The organism is Pseudomonas sp. SJZ078 (assembly GCF_007828255.1).
Taxonomy (GTDB): Bacteria; Pseudomonadota; Gammaproteobacteria; order Pseudomonadales; family Pseudomonadaceae; genus Aquipseudomonas.
This window is the reverse complement of sequence record NZ_VIUG01000043.1, coordinates 18,419-38,590: the sequence shown is the minus strand read 5'-3', so window position 1 is coordinate 38,590 and position 20,172 is coordinate 18,419. Positions and strand designations below refer to the sequence as shown.

Genomic DNA, 20,172 nt, shown 5'->3' with positions numbered 1-20,172 from the left:
ACGTGCTTTAAGCACTCCGGGCATTCAGCTTGCCACTCACCGCTCTCACCATCAGTTTAATCGCAGAGCAAGACACAAGCGGGCTTGCTCGCGAAAGCGGCGGCTCAGCTTGCATCAATATTGAATGTGCCGCCCTCTTCGCGAACAAGCCCGCTCCCACACCGAATGCTGGTGAACACAGCCTCAACAACCTCCAATCCCTGTGGGAGCGAGCCTGCTCGCGATGAAATCGACACGGTTCCAGACCAAACCAAGTCCCCCGCATCGCCGGTAAACCCCGCTCCTACAGCCCCCACCTACACACCTCCACCAACCCACGAATCCTTGCGCCTTTGCCTACAACTGCGCCAGAATCCGCCTGCTTGTGCGCCTTGTCCCTGGGTTCTATTGTCGTTCCTGCCACTGCCCATCAGTGGTCGGGTTTAGTAGCCCGGATGACATCCCGGTTGCATGAGTCTCATCAGTCAGGCGTTCGCCTGCACTTGATGGTGGCTGTGCGCATGGCGCCCTCGGGCGCGCCGGTTTTAGGTATGTCACCGGTCTACTAACCTGCGCACAGCCGCCACCCTATCGTTTAGTAGCGGGATGGTTGCGGCCTCATTGAGGACGACATACCTATGTTCAAAGTAACTCCAAACCCACCAGAAACAGACCCCACCCCGCAATCCGCAAAATCCAAGGCCAAGAAGCAAGCAGAAACTACCAAACGCGTGCTCGATCACTACTTGCTGCCGAAGCCGGATCAATCCAAAGACGAACCGAAACCGGGGCAGCTTTTCACCGTTGTGAAAGGCCTCGATAACGAGTGCATGCTCGCTAACCTCAGTGAAACGCTGGCTTCGGCCGATGCCATGGTGACTGATCTGGCGTTCGACCTGGATGGCTCGCGGCGTCATTTGGCGCTGGGGATTCAGCAGTTGATTGAGCTGAGTTCGTTGTTGGCGAATCGGGTGTTGGATAATGTGGAGCCGGGGCAATAGTATCTTCCCCAATGAAAAAGCCCGACGTTTTGCGTCGGGTTTTGGTTGTTCCGTTCAAGAAGCCGCGAGTATTGCCACACTTTTTCATATTTCCCCTTCACCGTTCTCTCTAGCGATAGGCTACAACGGCCAAAAACGGCCCTTGACTCATGAGACCTTATTTTCAGTTTTGGTCTGTAACTCGATTACGGAGATCAGTAGCTATATCGCCGGTACGCTAGACGTTGGCTTTAGTTACGCATACAACGTCTTTTAAATTCGTGGCGTAAAGCGTAGCGTTGGAGCTAAATGAGTTTGTCTCCAATGGAAAATGTCACTATGCCAATTGCGCTAACTGTCTTCGGCGTTGAAGCCGATGGACTTGATCCAATGCTTGCCCGCGTAATGTTGAGAACCGTACGCGGGCCAGGAACCTACCCTGACCCTAAATTGCCACAGGGTACGATAACCGATGGGACTTTTCGTACGAAAATCTCAGAAAGCGAGCTTACGCTCGTCACTTGGGATAAAGTCTTATCTGACGTCGAAGAGCACTTGGTTGAGAATCAGTTCGTTAAAGGACATTTTTTAATTCCAGAAGAATGCCCGATTGCAGGTGGACGAATGATAATAGGTCATCCATTTTGGCCAACAATAGTTGGAGAAATAAACCAAAGAGCGAGGATCACCGGAACTGGTCTTCTATTGCGAAAAGGTATCGTAGCCGAATCACTTCTGACTGATCTGAACGACGCACTTAATAATAGACTAAAGCCGGGAGCAGCACAGAAGGCATTATTGGCCATTAGCCTAAAACTTGACGAATTGTCGGGTATGGAAGACGCTCTGAAAGCACGAACACCAATTGGAGTCATCGAATATTTTTTCCGCACAGCCGGGGCGGGAGGCATTGACGGCCCGCTATTCGAAATTGTTCCGAAAAAACCAGATTTTCGAACCAACGAACCGATGCTTCAGGTAAATGTGCGTCGGTTCGCAGCACCGCTCGACCTCACATTTAAATTGCAGGTCACCCTGAAGAATTACGATGAAGTGATTCGCTCGACACTCATCGAGATCAAAGCTGGAATGTCAGAAATGACGTTCTCGGCCCCTATCCATATAACCGATGTCTCACTCTCAGTATTCGATAGCATTGGCGAATTAGCAGACCAGTTAAGCGTCCAGTTTATTCAAGGTACTGATTTCGGTCTTTCAATATTGGGTGCAACTGATAAGCTCCCTCCATTATTTCCAGGAAACTCCAATAGCCGCGACCTTGAAAGCCGAGTTCGAGTTCATACAATGGCGTTCGCAGGACCGTCTATCGATAATCGCTCTGGCGGTCTGGACTTGCTTCGAAAACAGAAAGCTAGCATTGCCGCATTAATAGGACCAGATCTGACCGGGGCGGAAAATGTTTGGTTTGAGAAAGGAGTCGAAAGCCAGGTAGAAGTGATTCGCTGGATCAAGAAAAAAATCGAGCAACCGGGAGTAACTACCGCATATCTTATCGATCCTTATTTAGGAAGCGAAGCGGTCAAACGAGTCATAGCTCGCCAAGGAAACGAGACCGCTGAATTGCTAATTTTGGTTTCACCAGGTGATATAAATCCCGACGCGGCAAAAGCAAGCACAACCAACAAAAAAACTTATCTAGAAAGCCTTAAATCCACGCTGAATGAATGGGCGCCTCAGTTGACCGGCAGCATTTCTGTGGTGCATATAAAGCGAGGAAACGGTTCGGAGCAAGCATTCCATGACCGATATTTATGTACCATTGATCAAAAAGGCAATCCAACAACTTACATGTTATCAAACAGCCTGAGTAAAGCAGCTGGCTATTGGCCGTTCGCCATCTGCGAGCTTAATAAAATTATGTCACGACAAGTTCATGCGTACATTCTAAATCTACTGAATGGTAACTCTAGCAATAAAAATCTCCAGGCAGAGCTGATTTGGAGAAAGGAAAAAATTAGTGATGCCCCCCTAGGTAGGCACTCTCGATTTAATCATTTGGAGTCTGAACCCGATTGGAAGCCGGCCAAGGACTTCTTGTCTGATATCTTTAACATCATTATTCGAAACTCAAAGTACGAGCCCGAAATTGACGCACGCCTTAAAGCGTTCTTGGGTATTTGGCCGGAGAGCAAGGATGAGGAGCGTCTAGCGAAAGAGCTTTTCAAGGTTGTTAGTCATCGTGAAGCTATCGTGGTCTTCGTTTCCCAACTGCTCAGAGCTAATGGTCGAGACAAGATTGCGGACTATTTGGACAACAAACTCCTTGATCGCTTTCTTGAACAGCTCCCCGGCCTTCATCAGAATGGTAGATGGTTCGTTCCATCCGAAGCGCGACAATCCATCCTAGATAGTCTCGGAAGAACCGTTGCTCGCAAGCAGAACGCAAGTAATTTTGTACGCGCTAAGCTTAATTCGAAAATCCACGAACTCATTACTATGATTGAAACCCAACGCAACGATCGCTCCGCAGAAGCGCTTCAAGTTGCCCTATCTCTGGCAACTATCGCTTTACAGGTTGTAATTCATGCAGAAGATATGGATGAGAGGTTTCGTAAAGGCATCGCCATTGACTACATTTACTGTCTTGGACGAATAATGCGATCAGATACCGCCGCCAGTATGTTTGTATCTCACGAAATTATATTTCCCGAATGGGTAGAAGATCTAACTGCTGTATCAAAAAAACTTGCGAGGGCGCGACTTGCTCTGGGCGAGCTATTGGATGCAGCTATAACACAAGTAAAAAATGATTTATGGGTTGCCTCCATCTTCAAGGAATCGATAACGGATGCACTAAATGCCCCGTACGGCTAATCGCTTACCCAACTCAGCAAGACCGAAAATAGTGAGCAATTTCATTTAGGAATCAAGACATGGAACAAGGTCTTCACGCACATCGCTCTTAGAGTAAAGCGGATAAGGGGACGGATTTATTTTTAGAGTGCATCTGTCCCCTTTGCTTTTTCATGGCAATAGCAACAAGTATCCCGCTCACCCACAGACCAGATGCCTCTCGACCAACCTCGCCACCTCATCCGCATGCGTAAAACCCAAACTGTGATCAGCATCAGGGAAAACATGTAACTCCGCATGGGGCAAAAGCTGAGCAAGGCGCTGGCCGACGCAAACGGGGCTGATCGGATCCGCATCGCCCCAGAGGAGCAACACTGGCATACGCAACTCAGCCAATAGCAACGTGAGGTCGGTGCGATCGTCGAGAAACCACCTCGGCAGCGTCGGGTTGGCGGCAGCAAAGGCCGGGCGCCAATCGTGCGCGTCCAGATCAGACATATCCACCCCGCCAGAGGTGACGGTCAGTATCAGGTGAGTGACCAGCTCGGGGCGTTCAAGCGCTGCAAGCACAGCGACGATACCGCCCATGGATTGCGCAACCAGCGCTGTGGGTCGGTCGATCTCGGCCAGGACGCGAGTCGCCAGATCTTCCATACCGGTTATGCCAGGTGCGGGAGGCGTGTTTCCAAAGCCGGGCCAGCCGATATGAACCTGCTGCGCTGGGTGGGTCAGGCGTTCGGCAACCGGATGCCAGAATCGGGTGTTGCCTGAGGCGCCGGGGAGGTATAGGAGTTTTGTGGGGGGTGCAGGCACGGGTTCGGTCCTTGAAGGTGAAATTGAAAGAGTCAGTGATCCATCGGCAGGGGAACCACTCGCAGCCCCATGGCGGACATCCGAACAGCTAGGCCGTATGATTTGTTTCATTGCCGATAAGAACAGACATTGCAGTCGAGAGAAAAGATGAGCGACGAGTTTAGCTACGTCTGGCTATTGCCACTGCTTGAAAAGCCTTTCGAGGTGGCGGCGCTCGATTTGCCTGACGCAGTAAAAACCTTGGGGATAAAATACACGCTACCCACCGAGATAGCGTTGCAACCATTGGTGGTCACAGCACTGGCTTCACATTCGAAGTACTGGGCAGGACTGGCGCTCCGATGGTTGGAAGAGGGCTTTCCCTTGGATTTGGAACTGAGCCAACTCTTGGCTCATTGCGCCGAGAATCGGGCGCTGCCTCAATCTCACCGTCACAGGGCATGTAAGCTTGCCTGCCTGGCGGGAAATGGCAGCTGAGCTAGAAAGCAGAGACGGCCTTTTAATAGTATTCGCGTGCTTGCTCCTGCTTCTCCACCTTCTATGAGCCAATCCAGGATCTGACCACCGCACCTCCAAGCCACATATCCTTGCGCCTTTGCCTACAACCACACCAGAATCCGCCGGCTTTTCAGCCTTGCCCTCGGGCTCTATCGTTTCCATAACACTGGTCGAGCCGGTATCGATGACACTCCGGCATGCTAGCTCCCTCGGGAAAGTCATAGGCCCGACCGCATCAAGCTTTCGGCAGCTAGCTTTGGTGGCTGATGTTCACAGGTACACACCGTCTATATACTCAAATCATGGAACGTATCCAATCAATCAATCTCGCGCGGATAGACTGGTGTTGTACCGATCACGGTATTACGCGGGACGAGCTCGCCCGTGAGATCGATATAGCACCTGCCATTTTTGGAAAAGTAATGGCCGGCGAGACGGGACTGACCTTCAACCAGTTGCGTAAGCTGGCGGCCTTTTTCGGGCGAGGTACCTTATTTTTCATGGAGCCAGGGCCAGTCAACGAGGCAAAGGTGCACTCGCCGCAGTTCCGCACCTTGAGCAATCAGAAACCGGAACTTTCGCACCGCCTGAAGCTGCTGGTTGAGAGAGTGGAGCGTCAACGCGCAGTGTTCCTTGCACTACGTGAGGAGCTTGATCCGACGGAGGTCGTACGCTTCTCGCCGCCCGACCTGGCAGGCCTTAGCATTCCTGACGCGGCCAGCCGTGTGCGTGAATGGCTGGGGTTGGCGAACCGTAACAATTTCGACAGTTATCGTAAGGCCATCGAAGCGCGCGGCCTGTTGGTCTTCCGCAGCAATGGCTACACCGGTAAATGGCAGATTGCGAAAGAAAGCCCGATTCTCGGTTTTTCGCTCTACGATCCTGAATGCCCGGTAATCGTCATCAAGAAACAAGATGCAGATACCCGCCAAAGCTTCACGTTGATGCATGAGTTGGGGCACCTACTTATTCATTGTGCAAGCTCGATTGACGATGAAGAGGATTTGTATTCGGCGAACGATGAAGAGCAAGAGGCGAATGCCTTTGCAGGCCATCTGTTGGTCCCCGATCGGTTTCTGCTAAGCATTCATGACAATGAGCGCCCTATTGAGGCGGCCGAATTTGATAGCTGGCTGGAACCACAACGCAGGGCGTGGGGTGTGAGCGGCGAGATGATCCTACGGCGTCTGATGGATGCCGGACGTTTGCCAAGCGAAGCCTATGCCGCATACCGGCGGTGGAACACGCAACGAGTGATGCCTGAAAAAGAGGGTGGCAGCCGAGAGCACCGCAATCGCGAACCCCGGCATATTTTTGGCGATGGTTACGTGCGCACAGTGCTGGATGCCATGAACGCTCGTCGTATCACTCTCGCCAAGGCAAGCAGCTATCTCGACAACCTTAAGATCTCGGACCTGCACAAGCTGGAACGCTTCTATGCAGGTGTTTGATGCCTCATCCATGCTTTACGCGTGGGATAACTACCCTATCGCGCAGTTTCCGGGTCTTTGGGTATGGATGGCGGACCGAGTGATGCAAGGGGTGATTCGGATGTCCGAGGTTGCCGCCGAAGAGGTTGGACACAAAGCACCGGAGTGCGTGACTTGGCTGAAGGATTCAGGTCTGCAAAAGATGCCTGTGACCGAGGCGATCCTGTTGGAAGCCTTTCGTATCAAAGGATTGCTCGAGATCGAAGAAGACAAATACGGTGCTGGGGTCGATGAAAACGATCTATACATCATTGCTACCGCGAAGCTCGATGGCTGCGAGTTAGTCACGGATGAGGCGTTTCAGCCTTCTGCGAACAAGCAAAAGCGCAATTGGAAAATTCCTGCTGTTTGCAACATGGAAAGTGTGCAAACCCCTTGGATCAACTTCCTCGACTACATCAAACGATCCCAAGCGGTTTTTGGGAGATGACTTCAAGTGATTGAGTACAAAATGGGACGGATTTCCCCCTTCCCTATCAAACCGCCGAAGCCTCAACCTCTCTAGAACGCCAGGCAAAAGCCAGTAGAAAAGGGGACAGATTTTTTCAAGAAATAAACTGGCGCTTATATCTCGCGACCTTCTCAGGAAACAACTCTTCGTAAAGAGGACGAGGAATGCCGAGAATGTTTATCTCGATCAATTCGGGCAGAAGCTCTTCCGAGTAGTCCAGAATGCCAATGCCAGCACATGGAATAACCAAGCCCGCTCCGGTTTGAGCACAAAGCGCTAAAGCCGATTGATCAAGGTGATTTGCGCGGCATTCTTGCTGGATAGCCTGGTACCCATCGGCTGGGACGAATTGACCGAAAGCAACGCCCATTGGAGGATCTCCATCCTCCAGGGCTGAATAGCCCACCAAAACCGGTCCGCTGTAGATTGAAAATCGCGCCAATTGATTGCCCTTCCTTGCCGAGTAAGTCGGACATTACAGATTTCGTCACTTGCCTGCGAAAAAGCGAGGGCCTGCCATGCTCTGCGTCAGCCGAAACAGGCAATCACGAACGGCCGTTTTGCCACTTGCGTTTCCTTTCAGCCAACTCGCTCAAACCTACGAGTCAGGCGCTTGCGTCATTCATCAGTTGGCGCCAGACCTGCAATGGCCACCTGAATAATTATGGGCATGTACGTCTCCAGTCAGATCTTGATGGTCAACATCGAGAGGTCGCGTTGCGGGCCGCTACCCGCCGTTGACCTGCGCCTCAATGCCGACCAATACATCGCCCGCATGGTAGGTGGGTAAGATTTCATTGGATAGAACTCTGTAGCGACAAACTGGGCTGCTACGCTCAAAGAGCGGCTAAAAGCAGTGCCGTCTTCTGGACCCCCACTGCCACCGCGCTCGGAACTCTCCCCATGAAACCACTCTATCTAGCCCTATCGCTTTGCTGTCTCTCACACCCTGCCCTGGCTGAAACCCTCACCTTCGCAACATGGAACCTGGAATGGCAACGGTCGGTTCCCCTCAGCCAGCGTGAGTTCGAGGAGTGCACCCAAATCAAGGCTGCTGATCGCGAGCGACTTGAGGAAACACACCCCTACCGCTGGGAATGCAAATCACCGGCGCAGATAGCGGATCTGAAGACCGTGGCGGCAAAGCTGAATGCCGACGTGATTGCCGTGCAGGAAGTCGAGAGTTCTGAGGCGCTGCAGCAGATCTGGCCGAAGGATCAGTACGATTTCTACGTGAACATGCAGAGCCCCTGGATACAGCGCACTGGGTTTGTTGTCCGCAAATCCAGCAGGCTTGAGGTTGGAAGGCTCGGCGATGTTCGTCCACTTGGAGAGGCCTTCAAGAGTCATGCTCGCCATGGTGCGGAGTTACCCGTCACGATCAAAGGCATGACCCTCAAGCTTTTATCCGTACACCTCAAAAGTGGCTGTCCTGACCATGCGTTGAACAGTGGGTATGCGACCGAGAGTGATAAGGCTAACGGGGTCGTCACCTGCGATGTGCTTAGAAGGCAAGCACCTGCCTTGGAAGCCTGGCTCGATAAGGCAATCCAGTCCGGCGCTTCCGCAATGCTTATTGGCGATTTCAATCGTCGATTTGATACTGCGGTTGAACACGAAACAGCACCTGACGTGAGTCTTTTTGCCGGACTTTCAGATGGCGAGCCGACCGCTGCCAAGTTGTTTCGCCCAACCGAAGGTTATGAGGCCCTGCCCGAATGCCGGGGCGGAGGCTCTAAATGGTTGATTGATCATGCGTTGATGAGCAGCGAATTGAGAAAGCACTATGTGGCCGGGTCGTTATCGGAGTTTCCTGTGCCGATGAAGGGCTCTGATCATTGTCCGGTTGTTTTCAGGATGAGGTTCTAAGCAGTAGATTGATTGGGCCATAACCTGTGGGAGCGAGCCTGAACTGGCTTAATGATCTGAACTGGCTTAATGATCCCGGACACCTCTTAAGGGCGATATGATTCGCCCCATCAGGAGGAATGGGGTTTGATCTTTAATTGAGCGGCGTTTTTGGAGCACTTCGCAATAAAAACCCCGGCGTCCCGCGCCGGGTTTTTTAGTCAGTACACGATCATCATTTGGAACTGGCCTGCGCTGCTTCAACGATCAGCGCCGCAACCTTATCCGGATTGGACGTCATCACCACATGGGAGGCGCCTGGGACGGTGACGGTCTTTTTCGAGCCCGCACGGTCGGCCATGAACTTCAGGGCAGCTTCGGGGATGTTCTTGTCCGCCGAACCGTAGATGAACCAGGACGGCAGTTTTTTCCAGGCCGGGTCGCCGGAGGCTTCCTTCAAGGCTGCCTCGCTGATGGGCCGTTGTGTAGCGGCCATCAGTGCGGACTCGGCCACAGGAACGTCGGCGGCGAACTGTTGGCCGAATTTGTCCTGCTGGATGTAGAGGTCCTTATTGCCGTCGTCCAACGGCACCGGAGCGGCCAGGGTCGGCCCAAGGGTGCTGCCAGGGTAGCGACCGGACAGTTCGATGGCGGTTTCACCTTTGTCCGGGGCGAAGGCTGCGACGTAGACCAGCGCCTTGACCCGTGGGTTGTCATGCACGGCGTTGGTGATCACGGTACCGCCGTAAGAGTGACCCACCAGGATCACCGGGCCGGCGGTGTGCTCGACGATGTCGGCGACATAATCGGCGTCCTGCTTCACGCCGCGCAGTGGGTTGGCTGCTGCCACCACAGGGTAGCCCTGGTTCAACAGCCGGGCAGCAACGCCATTCCAACTGGACGATTCGGCGAAGGCGCCATGTACCAGCACGACGGTGGGCTTGGTGGCGTCGGGCGGCGTGGCGGCGGTACCAGGAAGGGAGGTCAGCGCCAATGCAGCGGTGAGGGTGGCGGCCAAGAGCGATTTGATATTGAACATGATCATTCCTTTTCATTTAGGGGTATGTGGTGCTCATGGGCGGCACATGAGCGGGGGCGATGGATTTACTGGCCCAGGAAGGCCAACGGTTGGGGCGGTCCTTGTGAGCGTCGTCAGGCGGTGGCGCGAATGGCGCTGCGCAGGCCCTCGACCAGGTCGGGTTGGACAGCGACTGCCGTGATGCTCATCGCCGCCACCAGGGTTGCGAGCAGGCCGAAACAGCTGCCAGCACTGGGGGCGATAGGATGGGATATGCATGGCAAGTTCTCCTGCGGTCAGCGCTCGCAGTTCGGGGGATCCGATGGCGAGTCGATGGGGAGAACTCTTGCAAGGGCATGTATACCGACTGTGTTCGACAACCGGCGGTTATGCGTTCTTTTGAATCTGTGAATGCGCTGGATACAGTGGCTTACAAATGCACGCCCTTGCATCTGGCCGGTGGCCGGTAGCGGCTGCACTTCATATGCAGCCCAGCGGGACGTGCAACCAGCGTGGCCTACCGATTGCGACGGTCAACCGCCGGGCGATGGCCAGGCCCAGACCAGCGCCACCGGTGCTGCGATTGCGTGAGCTTTCCATCCGATAGAACGGCTTGGCCACCTCCTCCAGGACCGCCTCGGGAACACCCGCTCCCGTGCGTCATCCAGCAAGCGCTGACCCAGCCCGAGATCAAGCCAGAGCCCAGCCAGAACAGCAGCGATTGTATCGCTGTGTATCGCAACCCACCTCAGATACGTAACGCATCCAACCGAGGTGTTTTTCGACACAGCCGAGATACCTCACCGGCCTTTAATGAGCTCCATCGAGACAACATGAGTCGCCTCGATGAAACCATCGAACTCATTGAAGGAAAACGACCATGAAACTGAAAACCATCGCTACCGCTTGCCTGATCTCTGCCCTGAGCGCCGCCGCATTACCCGCCTTGGCCCAGGACAAAGCCGCCAGCGAAGCCTACGCCTACGGCACCCACCCGGACATCAAGCACGTGGTCTCGCTGAGCGAAGACAGCGGCCAGACCTGCGGCTTGGTGAATGCGCAGATCAACTACCTCGATTCGATGGGTGATCAGCGCGCCCTGACGTACCTCAAGCATGCAGCCAGCTGCAACAACGAAGGGAACTGAGCTTCACGGCACGCATTAACGCCCGCAATCATCGTGCACACAGGAGTCAATATGAAAAAACTCAAGACCTACCTGAGCGCTTTTGCCCTCTCACTGGGCGGCATGGCTGTTCATGCCAATGCCGCCAGTGAGCCCAACCGGGGCAACAGCGGACTCTGCTACCAGCTCACTCCGTTGGGGCAAACTCCCCCGCCACGAGCGGTTGGCCTTTGAAGGTGTTGTGGGGGTGTCAGGGGTGACGGTCCAGTTTCTTGAGGAATACCGTCATCTCCTTTTCGGCCTGTTTGTCGCCATGGGCGCGGGCGGCTTCCAGGCCTTGTTCCCAGGCTTGGCGCGCTGCCGACAAGTCACCCCGGCCCTGATGAGCCTTGCCCAACAGTTTCCAGGCGGCCGAATACTTGGGGTCGAGTTCGACGCAGCGTTGCAGGTGTTCGGCGGCGCGGGGGAATTCGTTGAGATCGAGATAGCCCTTGCCCAGGCCGAAGCGCAGCAGTGGGTTATCCACACCCTTGGCGAGCATTTTTTCCAGGGATTCGAGCATGGGGCCTGTCCTTTTTGGCTGTTCCAGTGATTGAGCTGTTGGGAGTTTGACCGCTTTCGCGAGCAAGCCCGCTCCCACAGGGGTCTGGTGTTGTTCCGACAATTGTGAGCAACGCAGATCCATTGTGGGAGCGGGCTTGCTCGCGAAAGCAAGCGGTCAAGCACCGCATATCTTGGATCAGAAAAAGCTCAATCCCACATGGAACAGCTTCTCGACATCGCGAATGTGCTTCTTGTCCACCAGGAACAGGATCACATGGTCGCCGGTCTGGATCACGGTGTCGTCATGGGCGATCAGGACTTCTTCGTCGCGGATGATCGCGCCGATGGTGGTACCCGGAGGCAGGCCGATGTCGCGGATAGCGCGGCCGATCACTTTGCTGGACTTGGCGTCGCCATGGGCAATGGCCTCGATGGCTTCGGCCGCGCCACGGCGCAGGGAGTGCACGCTGACGATGTCACCGCGACGCACATGCGCGAGCAAGGTGCCGATGGTTGCCAGTTGCGGGCTGATGGCGATGTCGATGTCGCCGCCCTGGATCAAGTCGACGTAGGCCGGGTTGTTGATGATGGTCATCACTTTCCTCGCCCCCAGGCGCTTGGCCAGTAGTGACGACATGATGTTGGCTTCGTCGTCGTTGGTCAGGGCCAGGAAGATGTCAGCGTCGGCGATGTTCTCTTCCAGCAGCAGGTCGCGGTCCGAGGCACTGCCTTGCAACACCACGGTGCTGTCGAGGGTGTCGGAGAGGTAGCGGCAACGGGCCGGGTTCATCTCGATGATCTTGACCTGGTAGCGGCTTTCGATGGCTTCGGCCAGGCGCTCGCCGATCTGCCCGCCGCCGGCGATGACGATGCGCTTGTAGTTCTCGTCGAGGCGGCGCATTTCGCTCATCACCGCACGAATATTCGCCTTGGCGGCGATGAAGAACACCTCGTCGTCGGCCTCGATCACCGTATCGCCCTGGGGCAGGATCGGCCGGTCGCGGCGGAAGATGGCCGCGACGCGCATTTCCACATTCGGCATGTGCTCGCGTAGCTGACGCAGTTGCTGCCCCACCAACGGCCCGCCGTAGTAAGCCTTGATCGCCACCAGTTGCGCCTTGCTCTCGGCAAAGTCGATTACCTGCAAGGCGCCCGGGTGCTCGATCAGGCGCTTGATGTAGTTGGTCACCACCTGCTCGGGGCTGATCAATACATCCACCGGGATCGCTTCGTTGTCGAACAGATCGGCGCGGGTCAGGTAGGCCGCCTCCCGCACCCGAGCGATCTTGGTCGGAGTGTGGAACAGGGTGTGGGCGACCTGGCAGGCGACCATGTTGGTCTCGTCGCTGTTGGTGACGGCCACCAGCATATCGGCATCGTCCGCGCCGGCCTGACGCAGCACGGTCGGCAGGGAACCGCGTCCTTGCACGGTACGGATGTCGAGACGATCACCGAGGTCGCGCAGGCGTTCGCCATCGGTGTCGACCACGGTGATGTCGTTGGCCTCGCTGGCCAGATGTTCCGCTAGCGAACCACCGACCTGCCCTGCACCGAGGATGATGATTTTCATCCGTTCACTCCTATCGAATCGGTCTTAACCGCGTGCGGCGGCGATCTTGATCAGCTTGGCGTAGTAGAACCCGTCGTGACCACCCTCCTGGGCCAGCAGTTGGCGACCGTGGGGCTGCTTCAGGCCGGCCTGGGTGGCGATGTCCAGTTCCCGGGCACCGGGGGTGCGGGCGAGGAAGGCTTCGATCACTTCGGTGTTCTCGGTCGGCAAGGTCGAGCAGGTGGCATAGAGTAGGATGCCGCCCACGTCGAGAGTCTGCCACAGGGCGTCGAGCAGCTCGCCCTGCAGCAGGGCCAATGCGGCGATGTCGTCCGGCTGGCGGGTGAGCTTGATGTCCGGGTGACGGCGGATCACGCCGGTGGCTGAGCATGGGGCGTCCAGCAGGATGCGCTGGAACGGCTTGCCGTCCCACCAGGCCGCGGTGTCGCGACCGTCGGCGGCGATCAGCTCGGCGTCCAGGCCCAGGCGCTCGAGGTTTTCCTTCACCCGCACCAGGCGCTTGGCTTCCAGGTCCACCGCCACCACGCCGGCCAGCTTGGGCTCGGCTTCGAGGATGTGGCAGGTCTTGCCCCCCGGTGCGCAGCAGGCGTCCAGCACCCGTTGCCCAGGCGCCAGCTCCAGCAGGTCGGCGGCCAGTTGCGCGGCTTCGTCCTGGACGCTGATCCAGCCGTCGACGAAGCCCGGCAGGGCACGTACATCGCCCGGGGTTTCCAGCAGGATGCCATCGCGGCTGTACACGCATGGCCGGGCCGGGATGCCGGCCTCGCCTAGCAAGGCCAGATAGGCATCGCGGCTATGGTGGCGACGGTTGACCCGCAGGATCATCGGCGGATGGGCATTGTTGGCCGCGCAGATGGCTTCCCATTGCTCGGGCCAGAACGCCTTCAAGGCCTTCTGCAACCAGCGCGGGTGAGCGGTGCGCACCACCGGGTCGTGTTCCAGCTCCGCCAGCAGACTTTCGCTTTCCCGTTGGGCGCGGCGCAACACGGCGTTGAGCAAGGCCTTGGCCCAGGGTTTTTTCAGTTTGTCGGCGCAGCCCACGGTTTCGCCGATGGCGGCGTGGGCAGGCACGCGGGTGTAGAGCAGTTGATAAAGCCCCACCAGCAGCAACGCTTCGACGTCGGCGTCGGCGGCCTTGAACGGTTTTTGCAACAGCTTGGCCGCCAGGGCTGAGAGCCGTGGTTGCCAGCGAGCGGTGCCGAACGCCAGGTCCTGGGTGAAACCGCGATCACGGTCTTCGACCTTGTCCAACTGGGTCGGCAAGGAGCTGTTGAGCGATGCTTTGCCGCTGAGCACGGCGGCAAGCGCCTTGGCGGCGGCCAGACGCGGGTTCATGAAGCCTCCACCGCTTGGCCGAGGATGCTGCCGACGGCAAATTTCTCACGCCGGCTGTTGAACAAGTCGCTGAAATTCAGCGCCTTGCCGCCGGGTAGCTGCAGACGGGTCAGGCACAGCGCCTGTTCGCCACAGGCCACGACAAGACCGTCCTTGCTGGCTTCGAGAATCTGCCCCGCAGCCCCCTTACCATCGGCGCACCTGGCGGCCAGTACCTTGACCGCTTCGCCGTTCAAGGTGCTGTGGCAGATCGGCCACGGGTTGAAGGCGCGTACCAGCCGCTCCAGTTCGACCGCCGGACGACGCCAGTCGATGCGGGCCTCATCCTTGTTCAATTTGTGCGCGTAGGTGGCGAGGCTGTCATTCTGCACTTGGCCTTCCAGGGTACCGGCAGCCAGACCGGCAATGGCCTCGACCACGGCCGGCGGGCCGATCAGCGCGAGGCGGTCGTGCAGGCTGCCGCCGGTGTCTTCGGCGCTGATAAGAGTGGTGACCTTGAGCAGCATCGGCCCGGTGTCCAGGCCCGCCTCCATGCGCATCACGGTCACGCCGCTCTCGGCATCGCCCGCTTCCACAGCGCGCTGGATCGGCGCCGCACCGCGCCAGCGCGGCAGCAGCGAGGCGTGACTGTTGATGCAACCCAGGCGTGGGATGTACAACACCACTTGAGGCAAGATCAGGCCATAGGCGACCACCACCATCAGGTCCGGTTTCAGCGCGGCCAGTTCGGCCTGGGCTTGCCCATCGCGCAGGGTCGGCGGCTGCAACACCTGCAAACCGTTTTCCAGGGCCAGTTGCTTGACCGGGCTGGGCATCAGTTTTTGCCCACGGCCGGCCGGCCGGTCCGGCTGGGTGTAGACCGCGATGATTTCATGGGGGCTGGCCAGCAGGGCCTTGAGGTGTTCGGCGGCAAACTCGGGAGTGCCGGCAAAGACGATGCGCAGTGGCTCAGTCATGGAAGCTCTCAATTAACAGCAGTCGCATAAAGAAAAAAGGCTTGCCGCGGCAAGCCTTTGAAAGGGGGCATCAAGCATTCTGGCGGTGGATCTTTTCCAGTTTCTTCTTGATCCGGTCGCGCTTGAGGGTCGACAGGTAATCCACGAACAACTTGCCGTTGAGGTGGTCACACTCATGCTGGATGCACACCGCCAGCAATCCTTCGGCGATCAGTTCGTAAGGCTGGCCGTCACGGTCCAAAGCCTTGATCTTAACCTTCTGCGGACGGTCGACGTTCTCGTAGAAACCCGGTACCGAGAGGCAGCCTTCCTGGTATTGCTCCATCTCGTCGGTGAGGGTTTCGAACTCGGGGTTGATGAACACCCGTGGCTCGCTGCGGTCTTCGGAGAGGTCCATGACGACGATACGCTTGTGCACGTTGACCTGGGTCGCGGCGAGGCCGATGCCTGGCGCTTCATACATTGTTTCAAACATGTCATCGACCAACTGACGCACTTCGTCGTCCACTACGGCCACCGGTTTGGCAATCGTGCGCAGGCGCGGGTCCGGAAATTCGAGAATGTTCAAAATGGCCATAAGCTTGATAAATGCACGTGTGAGGTAAAGTCGGGTGGCTGGCCTGGCGTGTCTCGGGATGCAGGCTACCGTTGTAAAACGTTGCTCTGAACGCTGCTTCTTAAAGCATAGCGCCTTGCGGAGCGAGCCATGGGGGCTCTGGCGTTTTACGCGAACGCACATGATAAAGGGATTCACCGCATGAGGAAATCACTACTCGCCCTGCTGCTCCTGGCCTCGGCCGGGATCGCGCACGGGCAAGTGCAACTTCGGGAAGGTTTCCCACAGCAATACACCGTGGTCGCTGGCGACACACTGTGGGACATTTCCGGCAAATACCTGCGCGAGCCGTGGAAATGGCCCGAACTCTGGCAGGCCAACCCGCAGATCGAGAACCCGAACCTGATTTATCCCGGCGATACCCTGTCACTGGTCTACGTCAATGGCCAACCACGGCTGACCCTCAACCGCGGCGCCTCGCGGGGTACCATCAAGCTGTCGCCGCGTATCCGCAGCTCACCGGTGGCCGATGCCATTCCGAGTATCCCGCTGCAAGCCATCAACAGCTTCCTGCTGAGCAACCGCATCGTCGACACGGCCGAGGATTTCAACAAGGCGCCCTACGTCGTCGCCGGCAATGCCGAACGGGTGCTCAGCGGCGCCGGGGACCAGATCTTCGCCCGCGGCGCATTCGCCACAGACCAGTCGAGCTACGGCATCTTCCGCCAAGGCAAGGTCTACACCGATCCGCAGACCAAGGAATTACTGGGCATCAACGCCGACGACATCGGCAGCGCCGAGGTCGTGACCGCAGAGGGCGATGTCACCACCCTTACCCTGCAACGCACTACCCAGGAAGTACGTCTCGGCGACCGGCTGTTCAGTGGCGAAGAACGCTCGATCAATTCGACGTTCATGCCCAGTGCGCCGAAAACGGACATCAACGGGCTGATCCTCGATGTGCCACGGGGCGTGACCCAGATCGGCGCGCTGGATGTGGTCACACTGAACAAGGGCCGCCGCGACGGGCTGGCCGAGGGCAATGTCCTGGCGGTGATGAAGACCGGTGAAACCGTGCGCGACCGCGTCACCGGCGAACCGGTGAAGATCCCCGACGAACGCGCCGGCCTGCTGATGGTGTTCCGCACCTACGACAAGCTCAGCTACGGCTTGGTGCTGTACGCCTCGCGTTCATTGGCGGTGCTCGACAAGGTGCGCAATCCATAACGGGTCTCACAACTTACCAACAGAGTTATCCACAGCTTGTTCCCGTTCGAACGGGACGTATGACGATCAAGGATTGATCACATGACATTGCCTGAATGCCCTTCGGTTTCCCCGGCGGAACTGGAGGCCCGCTTGCGCCTGCACCGCTTGCCGGAGCTGGGACCCAAACGCTTCATGACCCTGATGGAAGCCTTCGGCTCGGCCTCCAAAGCCATCAGCGCACCGGCCAGCGCATGGCGGGCGCTGGGGTTGCCCGCGGCGAGCGCCGAAGCCCGACGCAACCCGGATGTGCGCGACGGCGCCGCCCACGCATTGGCCTGGCTGGAGGGTTCGGGCCAGCATTTGCTGATGTGGGACCAGCCGGACTACCCGGCGCTGCTGGCGCAGATCAGCGACCCGTCACCGCTATTATTCGCCGCTGGCGATCCCACCATTCTGGAAAAACCGCAGTTGGCGATGGTGGGCAGTCGCCGGGCCTCGCGTCCGGGAATGGACACGGCCGCGGCGTTTTCCCGTAGCCTGGCCAGCGCCGGTTTTGTCATCACCAGCGGCTTGGCCCTGGGCATCGACGCGGCTGCTCATCAGGCGGCACTGGATGTCGGCGGGCAAACCATCGGGGTTCTGGGCACCGGCCTGGAAAACTTTTATCCACAGCGCAATCGTCGCCTGGCGGACGCCATGATTACCCAAGGCAGCGCGGTGCTCTCGGAGTTTGCGTTGGACGCGCCGCCCCACGCCAGCAACTTTCCGCGCCGCAACCGGATCATCAGCGGCTTGTCCCTTGGCGTCCTGGTGGTCGAAGCCAGCGTCGCCAGCGGCTCGCTGATCACGGCACGGCTGGCGGCGGAACAGGGGCGCGAGGTGTATGCCATTCCGGGATCGATCCACCATCCCGGTGCCCGGGGTTGCCATCAATTGATCCGCGACGGTGCGGCACTGGTGGAAACCGTCGAGCACATCCTCGAAGCCTTGCGCGGTTGGCACCGGTTATCGTTGACTGACGAGCCTGTGCCGGTGACACACCCGCTGCTGCGCCTGCTCCATGCCGCGCCGCTGACCAGTGAAGCCTTGGCCGATGCCAGTGGCTGGGGGTTGCCCAAAGTGCTGGCGGCGCTGACCGAACTGGAAATGGAGGGGCGCGCCACGTCTGACAATGGCCGCTGGTTTGCGCGCACGCGCTAGGTTTTATGGGGAAGATCGGTAAACTGCGCACAGCCTTATCTTGTGTTGCGGAGAATCTTTCATGGTCAACAGTTGGCGTGTGCAACAAGCCGCGCGAGAAATTCGCGCCGGGGCGGTGATTGCCTACCCAACCGAAGCGGTCTGGGGCCTGGGTTGCGATCCGTGGAACGAGGAGGCGGTGGAGCGCCTGTTGGCGATCAAATCGCGGTTGCCCGACAAGGGGTTGATCCTGGTGGCGGACAACATTCACCAGTTCGACTTCCTGTTCGAAGACTTCCCCGACACCTGGATGGACCGCATGGCCAGCACCTGGCCGGGGCCCAATACCTGGCTGGTGCCGCACCAGAATCTGCTGCCGGAATGGATCACCGGGGTGCACGACACGGTGGCGCTGCGGGTCAGCGATCACCCCACCGTGCGTGACTTGTGCTCGCTGGTCGGGCCGCTGGTGTCCACCTCGGCCAACCCCCAGGGCCGCCCGGCGGCACGCACGCGGATTCGCGTCGAGCAGTACTTCCGCGGGCAGATCGACCTGGTACTCGGCGGCAACCTGGGCGGGCGCAAGAATCCCAGCGTGATTCGCGACCTGGCCACCGGAAAAGTGGTCCGGCCGGACTGAGCCCGGTCACAATCTCTGACTTCAACAAAGACTCCCTGTGGGAGCGGGCTTGCTCGCGAAGGCGTCGGATCAGCCTATATTCACGTTGCTGACCCACCGCTTTCGCGAGCAAGCCCGCTCCCACAAGGGTTCGTGTTGAACACAGAACTTATGCACAGCACTGTCCAATGTGGGAGCGAGCCTCAAGGCAACAGAATGGTCGACCCCGTCGTGCGCCGCGCCGACAATTCGGCCTGGGCCTTGGCCGCTTCCGCCAACGGATAGCGCTGATTGATATCCACCGTGAGCTTACCGCTGCTGATCATCCCGAACAGTTCGTCGGCCATGCGTTGCAGGTTTTCGGCATTGTTGGCGTAGGTCGCCAGGGTCGGGCGGGTTACGTACAACGAACCCTTCGCTGACAGAATCCCCAGGTTCACGCCGTCCACCGCACCCGAGGCATTGCCGAAGCTCACCAGCAGGCCACGAGGCGCAACGCAATCGAGCGAGGTCAACCAGGTGTCCTTGCCGACCCCGTCGTACACCACCGGCACTTTCTTGCCGTCCGTCAACTCCAGCACCCGCTGTGCGACGTTTTCCTTGCTGTAATCGATGGTTTCCCAGGCGCCATGGGCTTTGGCGACGGCCGCTTTTTCCGCCGAGCTCACCGTACCGATCAGCTTCACGCCCAGGGCCTTGGCCCATTGGCAGGCCAGGGAACCCACGCCACCGGCAGCAGCATGGAACAGTATGGTTTCGCCCCCTTTGAGCTCATAGGTCTGGCGCAGCAGATATTGCACAGTCAGGCCCTTGAGCATGACGCCGGCAGCCTGTTCGAAACTGATCGATTCCGGCAGGTGCACCAGGTTGGCCTCGGGCAACACATGCGCATCGCTATAGGCGCCCAGCGGACCGCTGCCATAGGCCACCCGATCGCCCACCTTGAACCGGGTGACGCCCGAGCCGACCGCCTCGACCACGCCCGCCCCTTCGGCGCCCAGGCCCGAAGGCAGGGCCGGCGGTAGATAAAGACCACTGCGGTAATAGGTGTCGATGAAATTCAGGCCGATGGCCCGGTTACTCACGCGCACCTGCTGCGGGCCCGGTTCGGCAGGTTGATAATCCACGTACTCAAGCACTTCGGGGCCGCCGTGGGAACTGAACTGGATACGTTTGGCCATCTTCACT

The 20,172-nt window shown here is 57.9% G+C and carries 21 protein-coding genes and 1 pseudogene; 11 read left to right on the top strand and 11 right to left on the bottom strand.

Translation table 11 applies throughout. The features are described from left to right. Positions 1 to 617: 617 nt before the first annotated feature. Positions 618 to 980, top strand: coding sequence for a DUF6124 family protein (locus tag FBY02_RS25670; RefSeq protein WP_144931084.1), 363 nt, complete (start codon positions 618 to 620; stop codon positions 978 to 980). A 303-nt stretch (positions 981 to 1,283) separates the two neighbouring features. Continuing rightward, positions 1,284 to 3,794: a VPA1262 family N-terminal domain-containing protein gene (locus FBY02_RS25665; RefSeq protein ID WP_144931083.1), complete on the top strand. Its 2,511-nt coding sequence runs from the start codon at positions 1,284 to 1,286 to the stop codon at positions 3,792 to 3,794. A 177-nt stretch (positions 3,795 to 3,971) separates the two neighbouring features. Here the strand turns inward: FBY02_RS25665 and FBY02_RS25660 are convergent, their stop codons facing one another. After that, positions 3,972 to 4,586, bottom strand: a complete 615-nt coding sequence (locus FBY02_RS25660) for an alpha/beta fold hydrolase (protein WP_144931081.1) — start codon at positions 4,584 to 4,586, stop codon at positions 3,972 to 3,974. A gap of 147 nt (positions 4,587 to 4,733) precedes the next feature. Here FBY02_RS25660 and FBY02_RS25655 point away from each other — a divergent pair, with 147 nt between their 5' ends. The 3 genes from FBY02_RS25655 to FBY02_RS25645 all read left to right on the top strand — a co-directional run bounded on the left by FBY02_RS25655 (position 4,734) and on the right by FBY02_RS25645 (position 7,004). Then, positions 4,734 to 5,063: a hypothetical protein gene (locus FBY02_RS25655; protein ID WP_144931079.1), complete on the top strand. Its 330-nt coding sequence runs from the start codon at positions 4,734 to 4,736 to the stop codon at positions 5,061 to 5,063. Between the two features lie 323 nt (positions 5,064 to 5,386). Beyond that, a complete protein-coding gene (locus tag FBY02_RS25650) occupies positions 5,387 to 6,535 on the top strand; it encodes an ImmA/IrrE family metallo-endopeptidase (protein ID WP_144931077.1) in 1,149 nt (382 codons plus the stop codon). Beyond that, positions 6,522 to 7,004: a DUF4411 family protein gene (locus tag FBY02_RS25645; protein WP_144931075.1), complete on the top strand. Its 483-nt coding sequence runs from the start codon at positions 6,522 to 6,524 to the stop codon at positions 7,002 to 7,004. Before FBY02_RS25650 ends, FBY02_RS25645 begins: the two co-directional genes overlap by 14 nt. Positions 7,005 to 7,119: 115 nt before the next feature. Here FBY02_RS25645 and FBY02_RS25640 read toward each other — a convergent pair whose 3' ends face one another. Beyond that, on the bottom strand, positions 7,120 to 7,395 hold the full coding sequence (locus tag FBY02_RS25640; RefSeq protein WP_144931073.1) for a hypothetical protein: 276 nt from the start codon (positions 7,393 to 7,395) through the stop codon (positions 7,120 to 7,122). A gap of 533 nt (positions 7,396 to 7,928) precedes the next feature. Between FBY02_RS25640 and FBY02_RS25635 the strand changes: the two genes are divergently transcribed. Next, positions 7,929 to 8,894, top strand: a complete 966-nt coding sequence (locus FBY02_RS25635) for an endonuclease/exonuclease/phosphatase family protein (RefSeq protein WP_144931071.1) — start codon at positions 7,929 to 7,931, stop codon at positions 8,892 to 8,894. 214 nt (positions 8,895 to 9,108) lie between these two features. Here FBY02_RS25635 and FBY02_RS25630 read toward each other — a convergent pair whose 3' ends face one another. The 3 genes and pseudogenes from FBY02_RS25630 to FBY02_RS25625 all read right to left on the bottom strand — a co-directional run. Next, complete coding sequence (locus FBY02_RS25630; protein WP_144931068.1) at positions 9,109 to 9,918, bottom strand: alpha/beta fold hydrolase; 810 nt, start codon at positions 9,916 to 9,918, stop codon at positions 9,109 to 9,111. 107 nt (positions 9,919 to 10,025) lie between these two features. Beyond that, positions 10,026 to 10,175, bottom strand: coding sequence for a hypothetical protein (locus FBY02_RS28180; RefSeq protein ID WP_178111918.1), 150 nt, complete (start codon positions 10,173 to 10,175; stop codon positions 10,026 to 10,028). A 196-nt stretch (positions 10,176 to 10,371) separates the two neighbouring features. Next, positions 10,372 to 10,545 (bottom strand): annotated as a pseudogene (locus tag FBY02_RS25625) (ATP-binding protein); the annotation flags it as partial. A 226-nt stretch (positions 10,546 to 10,771) separates the two neighbouring features. Between FBY02_RS25625 and FBY02_RS25620 the strand changes: the two are divergent. Both FBY02_RS25620 and FBY02_RS28175 read left to right on the top strand, forming a co-directional pair. Then, positions 10,772 to 11,038, top strand: coding sequence for a DUF2790 domain-containing protein (locus FBY02_RS25620; protein ID WP_144931066.1), 267 nt, complete (start codon positions 10,772 to 10,774; stop codon positions 11,036 to 11,038). Positions 11,039 to 11,089: 51 nt separating this feature from the next. After that, the gene (locus tag FBY02_RS28175) at positions 11,090 to 11,251 is read left to right on the top strand and encodes a hypothetical protein (RefSeq protein ID WP_178111916.1); all 162 of its coding nucleotides are present in this window, start codon (positions 11,090 to 11,092) and stop codon (positions 11,249 to 11,251) included. Between the two features lie 16 nt (positions 11,252 to 11,267). On the opposite strand, the gene FBY02_RS25615 is transcribed toward FBY02_RS28175, so the two are convergent. From FBY02_RS25615 to def, 5 genes are all read right to left on the bottom strand, one after another. Next, positions 11,268 to 11,579, bottom strand: a complete 312-nt coding sequence (locus tag FBY02_RS25615) for a tetratricopeptide repeat protein (RefSeq protein WP_144931064.1) — start codon at positions 11,577 to 11,579, stop codon at positions 11,268 to 11,270. A gap of 177 nt (positions 11,580 to 11,756) precedes the next feature. Further along, the gene (gene trkA / locus FBY02_RS25610) at positions 11,757 to 13,130 is read right to left on the bottom strand and encodes a Trk system potassium transporter TrkA (protein ID WP_144931062.1); all 1,374 of its coding nucleotides are present in this window, start codon (positions 13,128 to 13,130) and stop codon (positions 11,757 to 11,759) included. Between the two features lie 24 nt (positions 13,131 to 13,154). Beyond that, a complete protein-coding gene (rsmB, locus tag FBY02_RS25605) occupies positions 13,155 to 14,465 on the bottom strand; it encodes a 16S rRNA (cytosine(967)-C(5))-methyltransferase RsmB (protein ID WP_144931060.1) in 1,311 nt (436 codons plus the stop codon). Continuing rightward, a complete protein-coding gene (fmt, locus tag FBY02_RS25600) occupies positions 14,462 to 15,421 on the bottom strand; it encodes a methionyl-tRNA formyltransferase (RefSeq protein ID WP_144931058.1) in 960 nt (319 codons plus the stop codon). The genes rsmB and fmt overlap by 4 nt, the downstream gene beginning before the upstream one ends. 70 nt (positions 15,422 to 15,491) lie before the next feature. Further along, complete coding sequence (gene def, locus FBY02_RS25595; RefSeq protein WP_144931056.1) at positions 15,492 to 15,998, bottom strand: peptide deformylase; 507 nt, start codon at positions 15,996 to 15,998, stop codon at positions 15,492 to 15,494. A gap of 180 nt (positions 15,999 to 16,178) precedes the next feature. Here def and FBY02_RS25590 point away from each other — a divergent pair, with 180 nt between their 5' ends. From FBY02_RS25590 to FBY02_RS25580, 3 genes are all read left to right on the top strand, one after another. Continuing rightward, positions 16,179 to 17,204, top strand: coding sequence for a LysM peptidoglycan-binding domain-containing protein (locus FBY02_RS25590; RefSeq protein WP_144931054.1), 1,026 nt, complete (start codon positions 16,179 to 16,181; stop codon positions 17,202 to 17,204). 81 nt (positions 17,205 to 17,285) lie between these two features. Continuing rightward, on the top strand, positions 17,286 to 18,386 hold the full coding sequence (gene dprA, locus FBY02_RS25585; RefSeq protein WP_144931052.1) for a DNA-processing protein DprA: 1,101 nt from the start codon (positions 17,286 to 17,288) through the stop codon (positions 18,384 to 18,386). A gap of 61 nt (positions 18,387 to 18,447) precedes the next feature. Continuing rightward, positions 18,448 to 19,005, top strand: a complete 558-nt coding sequence (locus FBY02_RS25580; protein ID WP_003196294.1) for an L-threonylcarbamoyladenylate synthase — start codon at positions 18,448 to 18,450, stop codon at positions 19,003 to 19,005. 182 nt (positions 19,006 to 19,187) lie between these two features. On the opposite strand, the gene FBY02_RS25575 is transcribed toward FBY02_RS25580, so the two are convergent. After that, positions 19,188 to 20,165, bottom strand: coding sequence for an NADPH:quinone reductase (locus FBY02_RS25575; protein ID WP_144931051.1), 978 nt, complete (start codon positions 20,163 to 20,165; stop codon positions 19,188 to 19,190). Between the last annotated feature and the right edge of the window lie 7 nt (positions 20,166 to 20,172).

Excerpts from the sequence above, each read along its gene's own strand:
- FBY02_RS25615 (WP_144931064.1), bottom strand. The coding sequence starts at position 11,579 with ATGCTCGAATCCCTGGAAAAAATGCTCGCCAAGGGTGTGGATAACCCA.
- FBY02_RS25620 (WP_144931066.1), top strand. The coding sequence starts at position 10,772 with ATGAAACTGAAAACCATCGCTACCGCTTGCCTGATCTCTGCCCTGAGC.
- FBY02_RS25665 (WP_144931083.1), top strand. The coding sequence starts at position 1,284 with ATGGAAAATGTCACTATGCCAATTGCGCTAACTGTCTTCGGCGTTGAA.
- FBY02_RS25580 (WP_003196294.1), top strand. The coding sequence starts at position 18,448 with ATGGTCAACAGTTGGCGTGTGCAACAAGCCGCGCGAGAAATTCGCGCC.
- rsmB (WP_144931060.1), bottom strand. The coding sequence starts at position 14,465 with ATGAACCCGCGTCTGGCCGCCGCCAAGGCGCTTGCCGCCGTGCTCAGC.
- FBY02_RS25670 (WP_144931084.1), top strand. The coding sequence starts at position 618 with ATGTTCAAAGTAACTCCAAACCCACCAGAAACAGACCCCACCCCGCAA.
- trkA (WP_144931062.1), bottom strand. The coding sequence starts at position 13,130 with ATGAAAATCATCATCCTCGGTGCAGGGCAGGTCGGTGGTTCGCTAGCG.
- FBY02_RS28175 (WP_178111916.1), top strand. The coding sequence starts at position 11,090 with ATGAAAAAACTCAAGACCTACCTGAGCGCTTTTGCCCTCTCACTGGGC.
- FBY02_RS25575 (WP_144931051.1), bottom strand. The coding sequence starts at position 20,165 with ATGGCCAAACGTATCCAGTTCAGTTCCCACGGCGGCCCCGAAGTGCTT.
- FBY02_RS25630 (WP_144931068.1), bottom strand. The coding sequence starts at position 9,918 with ATGATCATGTTCAATATCAAATCGCTCTTGGCCGCCACCCTCACCGCT.
- def (WP_144931056.1), bottom strand. The coding sequence starts at position 15,998 with ATGGCCATTTTGAACATTCTCGAATTTCCGGACCCGCGCCTGCGCACG.
- dprA (WP_144931052.1), top strand. The coding sequence starts at position 17,286 with ATGACATTGCCTGAATGCCCTTCGGTTTCCCCGGCGGAACTGGAGGCC.
- FBY02_RS25655 (WP_144931079.1), top strand. The coding sequence starts at position 4,734 with ATGAGCGACGAGTTTAGCTACGTCTGGCTATTGCCACTGCTTGAAAAG.
- FBY02_RS25640 (WP_144931073.1), bottom strand. The coding sequence starts at position 7,395 with ATGGGCGTTGCTTTCGGTCAATTCGTCCCAGCCGATGGGTACCAGGCT.
- FBY02_RS25590 (WP_144931054.1), top strand. The coding sequence starts at position 16,179 with ATGAGGAAATCACTACTCGCCCTGCTGCTCCTGGCCTCGGCCGGGATC.
- FBY02_RS25650 (WP_144931077.1), top strand. The coding sequence starts at position 5,387 with ATGGAACGTATCCAATCAATCAATCTCGCGCGGATAGACTGGTGTTGT.
- fmt (WP_144931058.1), bottom strand. The coding sequence starts at position 15,421 with ATGACTGAGCCACTGCGCATCGTCTTTGCCGGCACTCCCGAGTTTGCC.
- FBY02_RS25645 (WP_144931075.1), top strand. The coding sequence starts at position 6,522 with ATGCAGGTGTTTGATGCCTCATCCATGCTTTACGCGTGGGATAACTAC.
- FBY02_RS25635 (WP_144931071.1), top strand. The coding sequence starts at position 7,929 with ATGAAACCACTCTATCTAGCCCTATCGCTTTGCTGTCTCTCACACCCT.